Origin of the sequence: Enterobacter sp. BNK-14 (assembly GCF_047456095.1) — a bacterium.
In the GTDB taxonomy this organism is placed as follows: domain Bacteria; phylum Pseudomonadota; class Gammaproteobacteria; order Enterobacterales; family Enterobacteriaceae; genus Enterobacter; species Enterobacter kobei.
Map to the genome: position 1 here is coordinate 3,199,530 of NZ_CP179897.1, position 17,383 is coordinate 3,216,912.

Annotated in this window: 17 protein-coding genes and 3 tRNA genes; 10 read left to right on the forward strand and 10 right to left on the reverse strand. The window is 54.9% G+C overall.

From position 1 onward, the window contains the following. Positions 1–20 precede the first annotated feature (20 nt). The gene (locus ACMGGM_RS15225) at positions 21–152 is read left to right on the forward strand and encodes an entericidin A/B family lipoprotein (RefSeq protein ID WP_063943825.1); all 132 of its coding nucleotides are present in this window, start codon (positions 21–23) and stop codon (positions 150–152) included. A 108-nt stretch (positions 153–260) separates the two neighbouring features. After that, positions 261–407, forward strand: a complete 147-nt coding sequence (gene ecnB, locus ACMGGM_RS15230) for a lipoprotein toxin entericidin B (RefSeq protein ID WP_003025482.1) — start codon at positions 261–263, stop codon at positions 405–407. 37 nt (positions 408–444) lie between these two features. Here the strand turns inward: ecnB and ACMGGM_RS15235 are convergent, their stop codons facing one another. Next, entirely contained in the window at positions 445–1,044 is a 600-nt protein-coding gene (locus tag ACMGGM_RS15235; protein ID WP_045134434.1) for a response regulator transcription factor, read from the reverse strand. Between the two features lie 258 nt (positions 1,045–1,302). Between ACMGGM_RS15235 and sugE the strand changes: the two genes are divergently transcribed. Further along, a complete protein-coding gene (sugE, locus tag ACMGGM_RS15240; RefSeq protein WP_014882209.1) occupies positions 1,303–1,620 on the forward strand; it encodes a quaternary ammonium compound efflux SMR transporter SugE in 318 nt (105 codons plus the stop codon). On the opposite strand, the gene ACMGGM_RS15245 is transcribed toward sugE, so the two are convergent. After that, a complete protein-coding gene (locus ACMGGM_RS15245) occupies positions 1,617–2,147 on the reverse strand; it encodes a lipocalin family protein (protein ID WP_063943827.1) in 531 nt (176 codons plus the stop codon). The two genes, sugE and ACMGGM_RS15245, sit on opposite strands and share 4 nt — an antisense overlap. Before the next feature lie 98 nt (positions 2,148–2,245). Next, positions 2,246–3,391, reverse strand: coding sequence for a cephalosporin-hydrolyzing class C beta-lactamase ACT-103 (locus tag ACMGGM_RS15250; RefSeq protein WP_063943829.1), 1,146 nt, complete (start codon positions 3,389–3,391; stop codon positions 2,246–2,248). Positions 3,392–3,523: 132 nt separating this feature from the next. Between ACMGGM_RS15250 and ampR the strand changes: the two genes are divergently transcribed. Further along, positions 3,524–4,399: a LysR family transcriptional regulator AmpR gene (gene ampR / locus ACMGGM_RS15255; RefSeq protein WP_014882212.1), complete on the forward strand. Its 876-nt coding sequence runs from the start codon at positions 3,524–3,526 to the stop codon at positions 4,397–4,399. A 29-nt stretch (positions 4,400–4,428) separates the two neighbouring features. Here ampR and frdD read toward each other — a convergent pair whose 3' ends face one another. Genes frdD through frdA form a run of 4 tightly spaced genes read right to left on the reverse strand, consistent with a single transcriptional unit; the run spans position 4,429 to position 7,722 of the window. Further along, on the reverse strand, positions 4,429–4,788 hold the full coding sequence (gene frdD, locus ACMGGM_RS15260) for a fumarate reductase subunit FrdD (RefSeq protein ID WP_045134431.1): 360 nt from the start codon (positions 4,786–4,788) through the stop codon (positions 4,429–4,431). A gap of 10 nt (positions 4,789–4,798) precedes the next feature. Beyond that, positions 4,799–5,194, reverse strand: a complete 396-nt coding sequence (gene frdC, locus ACMGGM_RS15265) for a fumarate reductase subunit FrdC (RefSeq protein WP_014882213.1) — start codon at positions 5,192–5,194, stop codon at positions 4,799–4,801. 10 nt (positions 5,195–5,204) lie between these two features. Next, on the reverse strand, positions 5,205–5,939 hold the full coding sequence (frdB, locus tag ACMGGM_RS15270) for a fumarate reductase iron-sulfur protein (protein ID WP_014882214.1): 735 nt from the start codon (positions 5,937–5,939) through the stop codon (positions 5,205–5,207). Continuing rightward, a complete protein-coding gene (frdA, locus tag ACMGGM_RS15275) occupies positions 5,932–7,722 on the reverse strand; it encodes a fumarate reductase (quinol) flavoprotein subunit (RefSeq protein WP_014882215.1) in 1,791 nt (596 codons plus the stop codon). Before frdA ends, frdB begins: the two co-directional genes overlap by 8 nt. A gap of 310 nt (positions 7,723–8,032) precedes the next feature. Here frdA and epmA point away from each other — a divergent pair, with 310 nt between their 5' ends. Together epmA and yjeM are read left to right on the forward strand one after the other, a co-directional pair. After that, on the forward strand, positions 8,033–9,010 hold the full coding sequence (gene epmA / locus ACMGGM_RS15280) for an elongation factor P--(R)-beta-lysine ligase (protein WP_014882216.1): 978 nt from the start codon (positions 8,033–8,035) through the stop codon (positions 9,008–9,010). 198 nt (positions 9,011–9,208) lie between these two features. Beyond that, positions 9,209–10,708: a glutamate/gamma-aminobutyrate family transporter YjeM gene (gene yjeM, locus ACMGGM_RS15285; RefSeq protein ID WP_063943831.1), complete on the forward strand. Its 1,500-nt coding sequence runs from the start codon at positions 9,209–9,211 to the stop codon at positions 10,706–10,708. A gap of 36 nt (positions 10,709–10,744) precedes the next feature. Here the strand turns inward: yjeM and mscM are convergent, their stop codons facing one another. The 3 genes from mscM to rsgA form a co-directional block, all read right to left on the reverse strand. Further along, positions 10,745–14,068, reverse strand: coding sequence for a miniconductance mechanosensitive channel MscM (mscM, locus tag ACMGGM_RS15290; RefSeq protein ID WP_049011341.1), 3,324 nt, complete (start codon positions 14,066–14,068; stop codon positions 10,745–10,747). 19 nt (positions 14,069–14,087) lie between these two features. Then, the gene (gene asd / locus ACMGGM_RS15295; protein WP_045282248.1) at positions 14,088–15,056 is read right to left on the reverse strand and encodes an archaetidylserine decarboxylase; all 969 of its coding nucleotides are present in this window, start codon (positions 15,054–15,056) and stop codon (positions 14,088–14,090) included. Positions 15,057–15,153: 97 nt separating this feature from the next. Next, entirely contained in the window at positions 15,154–16,206 is a 1,053-nt protein-coding gene (gene rsgA / locus ACMGGM_RS15300; RefSeq protein ID WP_014882220.1) for a small ribosomal subunit biogenesis GTPase RsgA, read from the reverse strand. 107 nt (positions 16,207–16,313) lie between these two features. Between rsgA and orn the strand changes: the two genes are divergently transcribed. From orn to ACMGGM_RS15320, 4 genes are all read left to right on the forward strand, one after another. After that, entirely contained in the window at positions 16,314–16,859 is a 546-nt protein-coding gene (orn, locus tag ACMGGM_RS15305; RefSeq protein WP_014882221.1) for an oligoribonuclease, read from the forward strand. A gap of 196 nt (positions 16,860–17,055) precedes the next feature. Further along, positions 17,056–17,131: transfer RNA gene (locus tag ACMGGM_RS15310), tRNA-Gly, on the forward strand. A 37-nt stretch (positions 17,132–17,168) separates the two neighbouring features. Next, positions 17,169–17,244: transfer RNA gene (locus ACMGGM_RS15315), tRNA-Gly, on the forward strand. Positions 17,245–17,280: 36 nt separating this feature from the next. Beyond that, positions 17,281–17,356, forward strand: a tRNA-Gly gene (locus ACMGGM_RS15320). Positions 17,357–17,383 lie beyond the last annotated feature (27 nt).

Below are 17,383 nucleotides of genomic sequence, written 5' to 3' on the forward strand. Positions count from 1 at the left end.
GATTTTTGCAGGCAGGGATGATGAAACGTACCGTTAAAATTCTGCTTCTGTTAGCGCTCTCCAGTGCATTGCTTTCCGGCTGTAACACCACGCGCGGCATGGGGGAAGATATCCAGGATCTTGGGCATATCATTTCTCACGCGTCCAGCTAAGCTCGTCTAATTTTCCGAAAAATGCTTCCTTGTCCGTCAATCGGCGGGATCTTGTCTATTCTTAAGTTGCTATACACAAAACAACTTTGGCTATAAAAGGAAGATATTATGGTTAAGAAGACAATTGCAGCGATCTTTTCAGTCCTGGTACTTTCTTCAGTATTAACTGCCTGTAATACCACGCGTGGCGTTGGTCAGGATATTTCTGAAGGTGGTAGTGCAATCTCTGGTGCGGCAACAAAAGCACAGCAGTAATTAATTAACGGTACGGAACCAGAAGGGTTTCGTACCGTCAGTTTTCTGTACCCTGCGGAGATAAAAACGGGGAAAAGCGCGTGTCCATATGCAGCTTCATGCGGATATTTCGCTTGTAGGTATATACCGTTTTCCCATTGATACTCAGGTGAGCGGCAATTTTTTGATTGCTTGCGCCGTCCATCCACATTGTCAGCACTTTCTCCTCCTGGCGGGTCAGCAACGGCGTGGCCACTGTTGGTCTGTGCGTGTCTGAGCCCGAAATTAACGCGTCATTAATAACCGTGGCGAGTTCCTCAAGACGGGCATTTTTCATGAGTGAAGACCAGACAGGGAAGTTCTCCAGCCAGGCCGTCATGTCTCTGTCCTCTCCCGATTGCAACATAATAAAGGGGAGTTTTTCGCTGGCATTCAGTAAGGAAGAGAATTGCTGGAAATGGGGAGTATCCTGCCTGAAACCATGCAGGTCAGCGATAACCAGTGAGGGTTTCCATTGCAGAATGTGCTCTCTGGCGAGGAAAAGATTGTTCAGCCCGGTCACAACGTAATGTCCCGGGAATAAACCGGAATGATTGAGCCATGCTTCAAACCCCGCGCGGGTAAAGTGACAACGGTCAATCAAAAGTATTTTGAACATATTTTATTCGCAGTCGGCTAGTGGTTTGGCTTCCTGCCATCAGAAAGCACATCATCATAGAGAAGTCCGATGAGTAATAAATGCCTGAACTGCGCGCCTTACTGCGGCTATTTCTGGCCTTAAGGGGGGCAGCAGAAAATGATTGAAAAAAAATCGCACGTTAACCAAAATATGAGGCGTTATCTGCCTTGCGGGACGACCCGTAAGCGCTTTCTTCATCGGGGACGGCCCCAACTTATTTAAGTTAAGGAGCCTGAGATGTCCTGGATTATTCTTTTTATTGCCGGCCTGCTCGAAGTGGTATGGGCGATTGGTCTTAAGTACACCCACGGTTTTACCCGCCTGACGCCCAGCGTCATTACCGTTTCTGCGATGATTGTGAGTATTGTTCTGCTCTCATGGGCGATGCGTTCCCTGCCCGTGGGAACAGCCTATGCTGTCTGGACGGGGATTGGTGCCGTGGGGGCTGCAATTACCGGCATTCTGTTGCTGGGTGAGTCAGCGAGCCTGGCGCGTATCGCCAGCCTCGCCCTGATTGTGGCCGGTATCATTGGACTGAAGCTCAGCACCCATTAGTGGGGCTGTTTAACCCAGATGAGTTTCGACACATCAAACCCTTTCCGGGTCGCGACATCCAGCATCTGCTGTTTCATCTCCGACGAAATGGTTGGCGTGCGGGAAAGAATCCACAGATAGTTGCGATCCGGCCCGCAGACCAGTGCGTGACGGTACTCTCTGTCGAGCGCTATCACGTTATAGCCGCCATAGAAGGGGCCAATGAAAGAGACTTTGAGCGCGGCCCGTCGCGGGTCGCCGGTGAAGTATGCTTTCCCGACAGACTGCTGCCACATCTGCCGATCGGGGTTATAGCCCCGGTTGATAACCTGAATACCCCCATCCTCCATCGTGCTGTAATGTGCAGTCACCTTCTCTAAACCCTGTTCGAACCGATGGTCGAGGCGGGCGATTTCATACCATGTTCCGAGAAAGCGTTGTGCGTCAAAAGGCGTGACGACAGTGACACCAGGAGGTGGGGTAGGGGAACTGCAGGCAACCACTAAAAACGCGGCTGTCACCGCGGCGATAACAGGCAGAATGCGCATAGGAGTTTCCTTACTGTTTTTTGTTAAGTGTAGATGACAGCAGGGAAAATGCGGGAATTTTGCAGGCCGGGTGGGCGTTAGCACCACCCGGCAAGGTTTTACTGCAGAGCGCTCAGAATACGGTATGCCGCTTCCACGCGCGCCGGGTTCGGGTAGCTCTTGTTCGCCAGCATAACAATGCCGAGTTCCTTTTCAGGAATAAATGCGACATAGCTGCCGAATCCACCCGTCGAGCCTGTTTTATGTACCCATGATGCTTTTACTGGCGGAACTGGAGGGTTCACTTCTGCCACCGGTAACGGTGCAAGAGCCACCTTGTTATCGCTGCCCTCCACGACGGTTTTGGCTTCTACCGGCCAGTTGAGCATCTCCCAGCCCAGACCCTGATACATGGCACCCACGCGCCAGTAGCGAGACTGTGCCAGGGCAATACCCTGTTTCAACGTTGAATCCGGAAGGGCGTCAGGGTTCATGTTGGCCTTCAGCCAGCTCGCCATATCCTGGATGTTGGTTTTGACACCATACGCTTCGGCATCCAGCATTCCCGGTGAAACGTGGATTGCTTTACCATCACGGTATCCCCAGGCGTAATGCGCCTCTTCTTCTTTCGGAACGTTAATCCATGTATGGTCCAGTTTGAGTGGCTTGAAGACCCGCTTCGTCATGGCCTGTTCAAAGCTCATACCGGAGGGTTTAACCGCGAGGGCGCCAAAAAGCCCGATGCTGGCGTTCGCATAAAGACGCGTTGTGCCTGGTTTCCACTGAGGTTGCCAGTGTTGATAGAAACGCAGCAGGGAGGCGTTATCCGTGACCTCATCCGGCACCTGTAGCGGCAGGCCACCCGCGGTGTAGGTCGCCAGATCCAACATGCGAATACCCTGCCACTGCTTGCCTGTTAGCTCGGGCCAGTACTTTGTCACGGGGTCGCCCAGCGATATTTCTCCGCGCGCAATCGCATCGCCACCTAATACGCCGGTGAAGGTTTTACTTATAGAGCCCAGCTCAAACAGGGTTTGCGGGGTGACAGGTTTGTTCGCAGCAACATCGGCCTTTCCGAAGGTAAAGTAGTGCGGCTGACCCTGATAAATCACCGCTACCGCCATGCCCGGAATGGCTTGCGCTTTCATCAGGGGGGTAACGGTACGTTCCACCACGTCAGACAGCTGTTTCTCTGACATCGGCGCGGCGAGAACAGAGCAGGAGGTGCTGAGCAGCAGGGCACAGAAAAGGGATTTTGTCTTCATCAGTTATCTTCCGTAATAGCGGTTCAAGGGAGTGTCCGGGCCCGTCAGACCTCAGTAGTCTGTTGGATTTGACTGTGGCTGACAAACGGTTAAATTTAGCATTAGCTGTTAATTTTTCTAAAGGATGTAATGATGACCCGCAGCTATCTCCCGCTTAATTCGCTTCGCGCTTTCGAAGCTGCCGCCAGACACCTCAGTTTTACGCATGCTGCGATAGAGCTGAACGTGACCCACTCTGCCATCAGCCAGCACGTTAAAGCGCTGGAGCAGCATCTGAATTGTCAGCTGTTTGTCCGCGTTTCGCGCGGGCTGATGCTGACCACGGAAGGTGAAAATTTGCTGCCGGTGTTGAATGATTCATTCGATCGGATCGCCGGAATGCTGGATCGCTTTGCCAGTCATCGCGCCCAGGAGAAGCTAAAAGTGGGTGTGGTCGGCACCTTTGCTACCGGTGTTTTATTCTCGCAGCTCGCGGACTTTCGTCGCTGCTATCCGCATATCGATCTTCATCTTTCGACCCATAACAACCGCGTCGATCCCGCGGCGGAAGGGCTGGATTATACGATTCGCTACGGTGGCGGGGCGTGGCATGGCACTGAAGCGCAGTTCCTGTGTTCTGCACCGCTGTCCCCGCTTTGCTCACCCGATATTGCTCTCGGGCTCCAGTCTCCGGCCGACATTCTGAAGTTTACCCTGCTGCGCTCCTACCGACGCGACGAATGGTCGGCGTGGATGCAGGCGGCAGGTGAACATCCCCCGTCACCCACGCATCGGGTGATGGTCTTTGATTCGTCCGTGACCATGCTGGAAGCCGCGCAGGCAGGTGTGGGCATCGCCATAGCACCTGTGGATATGTTTACCCATCTGCTCAATAGCGAGCGTATCGTGCAGCCGTTTGCCACCCGGATTGACCTGGGGAGTTACTGGCTCACGCGATTACAGTCGAGGGCTGAAACCCCCGCAATGCATGAGTTTGCTCAATGGCTGGTGGGAAAAATGCAGAAATAAAAGGCCCGCCGGAGGGCGGGCCAGATGTATCAGATAGTGACCACGGCAATCAGCGTCACCACGGTCAGGATGGCCGCCAGACCGTAGAATACCCATTTACCGCTCGGTACATGGATTTTCAGGTCATGCATCGCATGGTGAATACGGTGCAGGCCACACCACAGCGGCAGGACGATCATCAGGAAGATGAATACCCGACCAATAAAGCTGCTCGCAAACGCCAGCACGCGTTCGTAGCTCAGCGCATCGCCCGGGAATAACCCCAGCGGCAGCATAATCCCGACCAGCAGAATGATCACCGGCGCGATGATGGCGCTCCACATGCCGCCTGCGCCAAACAGGCCCCAGAAGACCGGCTCGTCTGAACGTTTTGGATTTGGATTAATCACAGTCGTCTCCTTACCAGAACAGTGCGACAAACAGAATGACCACAGTGACCAGGATCGTCACTCCCCATAGCCCTTTAATCACCGGCTCTGGCCCCATTTTCTCGCCTTTTACGATGATGTTTGCCGCTTTTGGCGCCAGTTCAAACCAGGTTTTGGTATGAAGCAGCGCTGCCGCGAGCACGATCAGGTTCAGAATTACAATGATGGGGTTTTGCAGGAAACCGACAAAGTTCGCCCAGGTTTCCGGCCCGTGCTTGAGGGCAAAAACGCCATACATCAGCTCAAGGCTGAACCAGACCGCCGGTACCGCCGTGCCTTCACGCAGCATGTAGAAGCGATAAAACGGCAGGTTTTTCCACCAGGTGGACGGCACTGGCCGCACATAGGCTTTGCGTTTAGTCGTCATCATGCACTCCTTAGCGTGGTTTCAGGGTAGCGATAAGAAAGTCTTTCGAGCTTTCCACTTTACCCTGCTGAATTGCGGCGGCAGGGTCGACATGCTTCGGACAGACTTCGGAGCAATAACCCACAAAGGTACAGGTCCAGACGCCGTTCTGGCTGTTAAGCTGCGCCATGCGTTCTTTTTTACCGTGGTCGCGGCTGTCCTCGTTATAGCGGTGCGCCAGGGTAATGGCGGCCGGGCCGATGAACTCAGGGTTCAGGCCAAACTGGGGACAAGCGGCGTAGCACAGGCCGCAGTTGATGCAGCCGGAGAACTGATGGTATTTCGCCATCTGCGCTGGCGTCTGGGTATTGGGTCCCTGATCCGGGGTACGCGGGTTGCCAATGATGTACGGCTTAATCGCTTCCAGACTTTCGATAAAGTGCGTCATATCGACCACCAGATCGCGCTCGATTGGGAAATTACCCAATGCTTCAACCTTGATGCCTTTGGTGTAATCGCGCAGGAAGGTTTTGCATGCCAGCTTCGGCACTTTGTTGACCATCATGCCGCAGGAGCCGCAGATTGCCATGCGGCATGACCAGCGGTAGCTCAGGTCCGGTGCCAGGTTATCTTTGATATAGCCGAGCGCATCCAGCAGGGAGGTTTGCTCGTCATAAGGCACTTCATAGAAAGCGCTGTGGGGGGCGGTATCCACTTCCGGATTGTAGCGCACCACTTCAACTTTCAGTTTTTGCATCTCAGCCATTCGCCTTCTCCTTCTTCTCGGCGGCTTCTGCTTCTGCGCCGTACACGCGTTTAGCCGGCGGCAGCGTGGTGATTTTCACGTCGCTGTAGTCCAGGCGCGTTGTGCCATCCGCATCGCGCCAGGCGAGAGTGTGTTTCAGGAAATTGACGTCGTCACGCTCGGTGCAGCCTTCGTCCAGACGCTGGTGTGCCCCACGCGACTCTTTACGCGCCAGCGCAGAGTGCGCCATACATTCCGCGACGTTCAGGCCGTGGCCCAGCTCAATGGTATAGAGCAGGTCGGTATTGAAGACGCTGGAGGTGTCGGTGATGCGCACGCGCTTGAAGCGCTCCTGCAGCTCCGCCAGCTTGTCGACGGTTTTCTGCATCAGCTCAGGGGTACGGTAGATACCGCAGCCTTCTTCCATCGACAGACCCATTTCATCGCGGATCTTCGACCAGTTCTCGTTACCTTCCTGGTTCACCAGGTCTTTCAGGCGTTTTTCAACGTCTGCGACCTGCGCATCCAGCGCGGCACCGTTAGCTTCGCCTGCGGTTGCGGCACGCTCCATTGCGCGTTCGCCCGCCATGCGGCCAAAGACCACCAGCTCTGCCAGCGAGTTAGATCCCAGACGGTTGGCGCCGTGCAGACCCACAGAGGAACATTCGCCCACCGCAAACAGGCCCTGAATACGGGTTTCGCACTGCTGATCGGTTTCGATACCGCCCATGGTGTAGTGTGCAGTTGGGCGAACCGGAATCGGCTCTTTCACCGGGTCGACGCCCACATAGGCTTTCGCCAGCTCACAGATAAACGGCAGACGTTCCAGCAGTTTCTTCTCGCCCAGGTGACGCAGGTCAAGGTAAACCACGTCGCCGCGCGGCGTTGAGATGGTGTTGCCTTTGCGCCACTCGTGCCAGAAGGCCTGAGAAACTTTGTCGCGCGGGCCGAGTTCCATGTATTTGTTCTTCGGCTCGCCAAGCGGCGTTTCCGGACCCATACCGTAATCCTGCAGATAGCGGTAGCCGTTTTTGTTGACCAGAATACCGCCTTCACCGCGGCAGCCTTCCGTCATCAAAATGCCGGACCCTGGCAGACCGGTTGGGTGATACTGCACAAACTCCATATCACGCAGCGGCACGCCGTGGCTGAGCGCCATGCCCATGCCGTCACCGGTAACGATGCCGCCGTTGGTGTTGTAGCGGTACACGCGTCCCGCGCCGCCCGTTGCCATCACCACCGCGTTAGCGCGGATCTGAACGAGCGTGCCTTCCATCATGTTCATTGCCACCAGGCCGCGCGCATGCCCGTCATCAACCAGGATATCGAGGACGAAATGTTCATCAAAGCGCTGAATTTGTGGGAACTGAAGGGAGGTCTGGAACAGGGTATGCAACATGTGGAAGCCGGTCTTATCGGCGGCGAACCAGGTGCGTTCAATCTTCATTCCGCCGAAGCGGCGGACGTTGACGCTGCCGTCCGGACGGCGGCTCCACGGGCATCCCCACTGCTCAAGCTGGGTCATCTCCGTTGGACAATGGTGGACAAAGTAGTCAACGACATCCTGTTCGCAAAGCCAGTCGCCCCCTGCAACCGTGTCGTGGAAATGGTATTCAAAGCTGTCATGATCCTGCGCAACGGCGGCGGACCCTCCTTCTGCGGCAACCGTGTGGCTGCGCATCGGATAGACTTTTGAAATCAGTGCGATTTTAGCGTTTGGATTAGCCTGCGCTGCAGCAATCGCAGCACGTAATCCAGCCCCGCCAGCGCCAATTACGGCAAGATCGGCTTGAAAAGTTTGCACGACATTCCTCCAGATTTTTGTTATTTCGCAACGCGACAAACTAAAGGTAGTTCACCCGCCCAAAGGGACGATTGCGAAAGCGTTTCCACTGCTCCTTTATGGGTAAAAGAGTATAACCGTGTAGATGTCAGGGAAATTTGACGTGTTCGATTTTTTTGCTGTTCTGTGCGGTGATTTATCATGGTGATTGATGAATTACGTCACGAAATAATCAACCTAAATGAAATGCGCTTTTTTACTGCGCAAAATTTGTCTCTGTCCCTGCTAACGAGTAGACTTCGTGCCCTTGTCTGAAATCGGAGAAAAACTCATGAGCGAAACGGCCACCTGGCAGCCGAGCGCATCCATCCCAAATCTGTTAAAACGCGCTGCAATTATGACGGAGATCCGTCGTTTCTTTGCCGACCGCGGCGTCCTGGAGGTGGAAACCCCGTGCATGAGTCAGGCAACGGTGACGGATATTCATCTGGTCCCGTTTGAAACCCGTTTTGTTGGTCCTGGCCACTCTCAGGGCATGAATCTGTATCTGATGACCAGCCCGGAATACCACATGAAACGCCTGCTGGCGGCGGGGTGTGGTCCGGTGTATCAGCTGTGCCGCAGTTTCCGAAATGAAGAGATGGGTCGTCACCATAACCCGGAATTCACCATGCTGGAGTGGTACCGCCCGCATTATGATATGTACCGCCTGATGAATGAGGTGGACGATCTGCTGCAGCAGGTACTGGAGTGTTCAGAAGCAGAAACGCTCTCTTATCAGCAGGCTTTCCAGCGCCATCTGGAAATCGATCCGCTGTCGGCGGACAAGGCCCAGCTGCGCGAAGTGGCGGCAAAACTGGATCTGAGCAACGTGGCGGATACCGAAGAGGATCGCGACACGCTGCTGCAACTGCTGTTCACTTTTGGTGTTGAACCGCTGATTGGCAAAGATCGCCCGACCTTCGTTTACCATTTCCCGGCAAGCCAGGCGTCACTGGCGCAGATCAGCACCGAAGATCACCGCGTGGCGGAGCGTTTTGAGGTCTATTACAAAGGCATTGAGCTGGCGAACGGTTTCCACGAACTGACCGACGCGCGTGAACAGCAGCAGCGTTTTGAGCAGGATAACCGCAAGCGCGGCGCGCGTGGTCTGCCGCAGCAGCCAATTGATAACAACCTGCTGGAAGCGTTAAAAGCCGGTCTGCCGGACTGCTCAGGCGTAGCGCTGGGTGTTGACCGTCTGGTAATGCTGGCTCTTGGCGCAGAGCAACTGGGCGATGTGATTGCCTTTACGGTCGATCGCGCGTAAAGAATTGCCGGGTGGCGCTATTGCTTACCCGGCCTACGCTTCTGGTGGAAATTATCCTTTCCATTTTGTCATGGCAACATTAAAAACTGCCATTTTCTGTGTACACGGGTCTTTTTCTTAAATTGCCTCGCATAGCCACAATATTTGTCTGGTCATCTGCTACCATCCGCGCAGTTTAATTCCTCTTCGGATGGTTATATGTCCCACTCACTCAAAAAAATGACCCTTACCGGGCTCATACTGATGATTTTTACGTCAGTTTTTGGCTTTGCTAACAGCCCGTCGGCTTTCTATCTGATGGGCTATAGCGCGACGCCGTTTTATATCGTTTCTGCTCTGTTCTTCTTTATCCCGTTTGCGCTGATGATGGCGGAGATGGGCTCGGCTTACCGAAAAGAAGAGGGCGGTATCTATTCGTGGATGAACAACAGTATCGGCCCGCGTTACGCGTTTATCGGGACGTTTATGTGGTTTTCATCCTACGTCGTGTGGATGGTCAGCACGGCGGCCAAAGTCTGGGTGCCGTTCTCCACGTTTCTTTTTGGTACGGATAAAACGCAGGTCTGGTCTCTGACAGGGCTGAGCTCCACGCAGGTCGTCGGTATTCTGGCGGTCTTCTGGATGGTGATGGTCACGCTGGTGGCGTCGAAAGGTATCAACAAAATTGCCCGTATCACCGCGGTTGGTGGTATTTCAGTGATGTGTCTGAACCTGGTGCTGCTGCTGGTGAGTATCGCTATTCTGTGCCTGAACGGCGGGCATTTTGCGCAGGAGGTCAATTTTGTTTCATCCCCTAATCCGGGTTATCAGTCCGGGCTGGCTATGCTCTCCTTTGTGGTGTTTGCCATCTTCGCTTACGGTGGTATTGAAGCGGTAGGCGGGCTGGTCGACAAGACCGAGAACCCGGAAAAGAACTTCGCCAAAGGGATTATTTTTGCCGCTATCGTGATTTCCATCGGCTATTCACTGGCCATTTTCCTCTGGGGCGTCAGCACCAACTGGCAACAGGTGTTGAGCAATAACACCACTAACCTCGGTAACATTACCTATGTGCTAATGAAAAGCCTGGGGATGACCCTGGGGCAGGCGATGAACCTGAGCCCCGAGGCGGCATCGGTAATGGGAGTCTGGTTTGCGCGTATCACCGGCCTGTCGATGTTCCTCGCCTATACTGGCGCATTCTTCACGCTGATCTACTCGCCGCTGAAAGCGATCATTCAGGGTACGCCTAAAGCGCTGTGGCCAGCACGCATGACGCAGTTGAACACCGCAGGAATGCCAGCTAACGCTATGTGGATGCAGTGTCTGCTGGTCTGCATGTTCATCCTGCTGGTGTCTTTTGGTGGCGATACGGCGTCTGCGTTTTACAACAAGCTGACCCTGATGGCGAACGTGTCGATGACGCTGCCCTACCTGTTCCTGACCCTGGCGTTCCCGTTCTTCAAAGCGAAGCTGGATCTTGAGCGTCCGTTTGTGATCTTCAAAACCCGCGCGGCAACGCTGCTGGCGACCACGGTGGTGGTGCTGGTCGTGGCGTTTGCCAACATCTTTACCGTTATACAGCCCGTGGTTGAGGCGAATGACTGGAACAGCGCGTTGTGGATGGTTGGTGGGCCGATCTTCTTCTCGCTGCTGGCGATGGGGATTTACGAGAATTACCGTCGACGCTCGCAGGCGTTCGTCACGGAAGTGGCATAGCGCTAAAATCCCCCTCCCGAAAGGGAGGGGAGACAGTTACAAACTTCCTGCCGGGCGGGTTCTTGCCGCCGAGGTTAGGGTTTTACCCATCTTTCGTCCGTCCATACTTTCCAGACGCATCTGGAACGGTGGGAACGGCATATCAATACCGTGCTCGCGGAAGCCCGCCAGAATCAGCTGGTGGATCTCGTGGCGAAGCGGCATTCGGTGCCCCATTTCGGCGGCGTAGATACGGAGCTCGAAAATCTGGATCCCCTGTTGTAAATCGACCAGGAACACTTCCGGTGCAGGGTTATCGAGCACCAGCGTGCAGCGTTCGGCAGCGGTATAGAGGATCTGCGTGACTTCTTCACTGTTAGCATCCGACGGTGCCGGCACTGTCAACACCACACGCGTGACGGAGTCTGACAACGACCAGTTGATAAACTGCTCGGTGATAAACGCCTTGTTAGGCACGATGATCTCTTTACGGTCCCAGTCACTGATTGTGGTGGCGCGAGTGTTGATCTTCGTTACGCTACCGGTCAGATCGCGAATCGTCACCGTATCGCCTATACGAATCGGTTTTTCAAACAGGATGATCAGGCCGGACACAAAGTTGGCGAAAATCTCCTGCATGCCAAAACCCAGGCCAAACGTCAGCGCGGCGACCAGCCACTGCAGTTTAGACCACTCGATACCAATCATTGAGAAACCGACCATCCCACCAAAAAGCAATATCAGGTATTTGGTGATGGTGGTAATCGCATATCCCGTGCCGGGGGTTAAATCCAGATGCTGCAATAGCGCCAGCTCGAGCAGTGCCGGGAAGTTACGCACCAGTTGGGTGGTGATGATCAGCACCAGAATGGCAATCAGCACCGCACCCAGGGTAATCGGCTCCAGGCTTTCCACGCCCTGCACCGTGGACGTCACATCCCACAGAGAGATGTTCTCCAGGAAGCCAAACGCGGAATGAATTTCCGACCACAGGAAGATTACCGACAGGAGGGCTATCAGCATCAGGATGGAACGCACCAGCCGCAGGGACTGGGTACTGATGGCATCCAGGTCCAGTTCGACCTCGTCCGCGTCTATCGTGCCTTCCGTGCTGTTAACATGGTTTGACTCTTCCTCACCTCGCGCACGTTGAGCGAGGATCTCCGCCCGGCGGTGCTTGGCGCGGTCAAAGGCCAGACGACGGCGCTGGATCAGCATTCCGCGGCGGATAACGTGATACACCACCAGAAGCAGGAACCAGATCGCCACAGAGGTTTCCAGCCGCGCCAGTAGCGCCTTCGAGGTAGCCAGATATCCCACTGCTGCGGCCAGCATTGCAATCAGAGGGGCACTGAGCAGCAGGTTCCAGAGCAGTCGGTTAAACATGTTGTCGCCGCTACCGGATTTATCCAGATAGAGCGGTATCCCTGCACGTTTCAGGCTGAGCGTGACAATGGCCAGCGCACCGCATATCAGCATAAAGCAGAGGCGGCCCAGCGAGCCTGAGAACTCGCGGTCATCGAGATTATCAAACATGATCAGCGCCATAATCAGCGGCACAATCAGCCCGATGCTCATCAGGTAGTAGCGCATGGCGCGCGCAACGCGGTTACGTGGCCAGCCAAAGTGGGCAATGAAAAGGCCATTTGGTCGCGCGAGGGTGGCGCAGATCATCACGACCCACAGCAGCGGTACCGTGGCGGTCACGCCATCGCCAATGGCAACGGCGAGTGGATAGGGCCAGGCTTCCCGTAGCCCGTAACCGAGCGTCATCCACAGCACCGGCAGCGGAGAGGCGACAAGTATCGACCAAAACACGGTGCGCAGCGTCAGCCAGAAATGGTCCTGAGTGACTTTCCCCACCCGTGCGCTGGAACGCTCCAGGAAACGGGTAAAATGCCTGCGTGAGTAAATGCTGAATCCCACCAGAATCAACGCGCCCAGCAGCGGGAAGATGGTCTCTTTGCTGGTCAGCATCATCACGCTGGCCTGTCCCAGTTGGCTGACGGTGTCCAGCGAAATCAGACGGCGCAAATCCTGCACGATCTCGATCGGCCACGAGAAGGTCATTGGACGCACGTCGGATGTCCAGAAAAGATAACGGTGCGTTGCCTCGTTGACCTCTTTCAGCGCATCTTCCAGCTGGCTGTTGGAAACCTTGAGCTTAGTCAGCTCCAGAATCAGCGTATCGCCGCCCTGCAGCAGGGAGTTCAGCAGTTCACGCTGGGTACGCAGCTGAGCTTCCAGAATCCGGTTTTGCTCGCTGGTCAGGGGCTGGCCATCCGCCTGTCGGATTTGGCGAATTTGCGGCTGCTTATTGAGGAGATCCTCAAAATGTAATCGCTGAACGCGTAGCTGGGCCATCTCAGTATCCAGCTGCTGCGGCTTCGGCATTTCCGGCAGACGCGCAACCTGGGCACGCAGCGCCTCGCCCAGCAGGTTTGATGACCCAAGCCACTGGGACTGTTCGCGCAGGGTGTTGAGCGCCTGACGCACCTGCAGGGTTTGATTGGTCGCCTGACGTTGCTGTGAGGCAACCAGATCCATACGCTGCGCCTGCTGATTCAGTGCGGCAGAAAGCTCACGGTTGACCTTAAACTGATCGACGATGTCCGCTGGCAGGTTGGCACTGTTTTCCGCCAGCAGTTCGGTGCTTTCGAGAGCACGTTCGGCCTCGCGCTGGCGCTGGCTATTAAGCTGATTACGCAGGGCCTGAAGATACGCATCCAGCTGCTCGCTCTGCTTTTGTGCGAGTTCCGAGCGCATCCGCGACAGCTCCTGGCGGTTATTGGCGGACAGCTGCGCCAGTTCCAGTTCATCTACCAGGGCTTTCAGACGCGCCGATTCCGCCTGCAGACCAAGATTTTGTGCCTGCGCCTGCGGCGTGTTGCCAGTTTGCGTACCCACGCGGCGCTCAACTTCATTAAGCTGGCGACGGGCGTCGGTTTGCTGCTGCGGGAGCTGGCTGAGGGAGTCGGCAATTTCACGTGCACGCTCTTGCTCCTGCTGAGCCAGACGGCTCTTCTCCAGAAGCTGGCTGCTGACCTGCAGGATTTCCTGATTCAGGGCGTCCGTGGTCATATTGGCTGGCACATCGCGCGGCTCATCACGCAGATTCGCCAGCTGCGCGCGCAATGTTTGCGATAGTTTGGGGAAGTTGTCGATAACTTGCTGATATTGCTGAGCGCGCTCAAGAGAGCCTTTCCGCTCTTCAAGCGCGTTCAGTGCGGACTGAAGCGACTCGACGGTCTCTGGCTGAGCGGGTTTGGCCGCTTTTGCCTGCTCCAGTTCCTGAGTTATCTGTTTGGCGTCGGGGGCTGTCGCTGCGTACGCCCCCATGCTGAGGCACCAGGCCATCAGTAGAACGATAATCGGGCGCACGTCAGCGATCCTTCTGTTGTTAGCCTTCGTCTTTTTTGTCGTCAACCAGCGGGCTGGCGTCATGCTCGGCGTTGATCTCTTGTTGTGACAGCGGAGCAGGTTCTGCATCGGGTGTCACAAAAGTTTCGGTGGAGACTGCCAGCGGCTGGCCAAGTTTGGTCACCGACAGGCTTTCAAGCTGTTCAGCCAGCTTCACTTTGCCCGGCGCAAACAGGTTGATAACGGTAGAGCCCAGCTTGAAGCGCCCCATCTCTTGACCTTTCAGCAGGGCGACAGAGCCTTCCGCTTCACCGGCAGGCCACGTCCAGCGTTTGATGATACCTTCACGCGGAGGCGTGATGGTGCCAGCCCAGACGGTTTCAATACTGCCGACAATGGTCGCGCCCACCAGAATTTGCGCCATCGGGCCAAATTCAGTATCGAACAGGCAGATGACGCGTTCGTTACGGGCAAACAGGTTCGGTACGTTCTGCGCGGTCAGGTGGTTCACGGAGAAGAGATCGCCCGGAACGTAGATCATCTCACGCAGGATACCGTTACACGGCATGTGTACGCGGTGATAGTCGCGCGGTGACAGGTAGGTGGTCGCAAACGTACCGTTACGGAACAGGTCCGCCATCAGGTAGTTACCCGCCAGCAGCGCTTCCAGGCTGTAGTTATGGCCTTTCGCCTGCAGGATTTTGTCGTCTTCGATATTACCCAGCTGGCTGATCACGCCGTCAGCGGGCATCACCAGGACGTTAGGGTCGGTGTTCAGCGGACGCACTTCATCGCGTAGCGGGCGTACAAAAAACTCGTTGAAGGTACGGTAGCTGGCGGTGTCTGGCTTCTGTGCCTCTTTCATGTCGACCTTGTAATACTTCACAAAAAGGTCGATGACCAGTTTGGTCAGCCAGCCCGCGCGTTTGCTTGCGCCCCAGCCCGCCAGGCGAGTGAGCCACAGTTTTGGCAGAATGTATTGAAGCGAAAGTTTAAATGCGTTTAACAAGGTAGCCTCCAGGCCATTGTTTTGTCGTTCCTGATCCGGCGGTAAGCCGCCGGAACCTGAAAAAAGGGGACGATTTTAGCGATGCTTAGCTTAGTTGTCAGTTGTCAGAATCAGAAAAGTTTTTACGCGTTTTTACCTGATCCATGCTCTCAAGAATGCGGTGGTAATTCTCGAAGCGGGTCTCCGCAATCTCACCTTTTTCGACCGCTTCACGGATAGCGCAACCTGGGTCGTTATCGTGTTTACAGTCGCGGTACTTGCAAGCGCCTAAATAATCATGGAATTCGACAAATCCGTTGAAGATTTGTTCCGGTTCAAGATGCCACAAACCGAACTCGCGCACGCCCGGGGAGTCGATGACATCGCCCCCGTGCGGGAAGTGATACAGGCGTGATGCGGTGGTGGTGTGCTGGCCAAGACCCGAGACATCAGACACATCATTGGTAAGGATCGCCTGCTGGAGGCCAAGCAAATTGTTCAGCAGACTCGATTTGCCCACGCCGGACTGGCCCGCAAAGATGCTGATGCGATCGGTGAGCGCCTCTTCCAGCGGTTTCAGACCATCTTTGGTATGGCTGGAGACCATCAGGACGCGATAGCCAATATTGCGATAGATATCCATCTGCTCATTGACGAAGGCCATCCCGTCGTCGTCCAGCAGATCGATTTTGTTTAATACAATGATCGGCTCAACCTGCAGCGTTTCGCAGGCGACAAGGTAACGGTCGATAATATTGAGCGAAAGCTCAGGTAAAATCGCCGAAACAATCACGATCTGGTTAATGTTGGCGGCAATCGGCTTCACGCCATCGTAGAAATCCGGGCGGGTGAGCACTGACGTGCGTTCATGCACGGCTTCAACGATACCTTTAACCGTGACCCCTTCAGCCGCCTCTTTACCCGGACGCCAGACCACGCGATCGCCGGTAACCAGTGAACGGATGGTGCGACGGATATTGCAGCGGTGAATATCCCCGTCGGCGGATTCCACATCGGCATGCATACCGAAACGGCTGATGACGACGCCTTCTGTCGCTTCACCAAACAGGTTATCGTCATAATCCGGCTTCTCCGAAGTGGTTTTAAGACGGCGCTGGTGGTTGGCGTTTACGCGGCGCTGCTGCCCTTTGGAGAGTTTATTTTTACTCAATCGCGCTGGCTCCTGGTCGCCCGTAAGGGGCAAAACCTCTATGATACACTCTAATTAATACTAGTTAACCTGCTACTGCCGGTTATGCGAGAAGGGTGGAAAATAACATGAGCGCGGATGAAAACAACCTGATTTGGATCGATCTCGAAATGACCGGGCTGGATCCCGAGCGCGATCGCATTATTGAGATTGCAACTCTGGTGACGGACGCCAACCTGAATATTCTGGCCGAAGGGCCGACGATTGCCGTGCATCAGTCCGACGATCAGCTGGCTTTGATGGATGAATGGAACGTTCGCACCCACACCGGTAGCGGCCTGGTGGATCGCGTGAAGGCCAGCACGTTGGGCGATCGCGAGGCAGAACTGGCGACGCTTGAGTTCCTGAAACAATGGGTTCCGGCAGGTAAATCGCCTATCTGTGGGAATAGCATTGGCCAGGATCGCCGTTTCCTGTTTAAGTACATGCCGGAGCTGGAGTCTTACTTCCACTACCGCTATCTGGATGTCAGTACCCTGAAAGAGCTGGCGCGCCGCTGGAAACCTGAAATCCTTGATGGCTTTAAAAAGCAGGGGACGCACCAGGCGATGGACGATATTCGTGAGTCTGTGGCAGAGCTTGCGTACTACCGCGAAAACTTTATTAAGCTGTGATTTTGAGATCCGGCGCCTTGCGTGGCTGGGTTTTTGTCGTTAAATTGTTCAGCTTGCCGATTTAATAAGCATTTGAACTGAATTTCGAAAAAATCGCTTTAAGGGGGGTTGCAGCTAAAAGGATTTCTCGTATAATGCGCCTCCCGTAACGACAGAGAATTACACGTTACGACAGCAACAAAAGCAGTACAGATTTGCGGGAATAGCTCAGTTGGTAGAGCACGACCTTGCCAAGGTCGGGGTCGCGAGTTCGAGTCTCGTTTCCCGCTCCAAAATTTGAAAAGTGCTTTCACAGCACAGACTGCCCAAGCGGGAATAGCTCAGTTGGTAGAGCACGACCTTGCCAAGGTCGGGGTCGCGAGTTCGAGTCTCGTTTCCCGCTCCAAAATTTGAAAGTGCTTTCAGAGCACGGACCACCCAAGCGGGAATAGCTCAGTTGGTAGAGCACGACCTTGCCAAGGTCGGGGTCGCGAGTTCGAGTCTCGTTTCCCGCTCCAAATTCTTCTTCATATTTAAAGTATCCA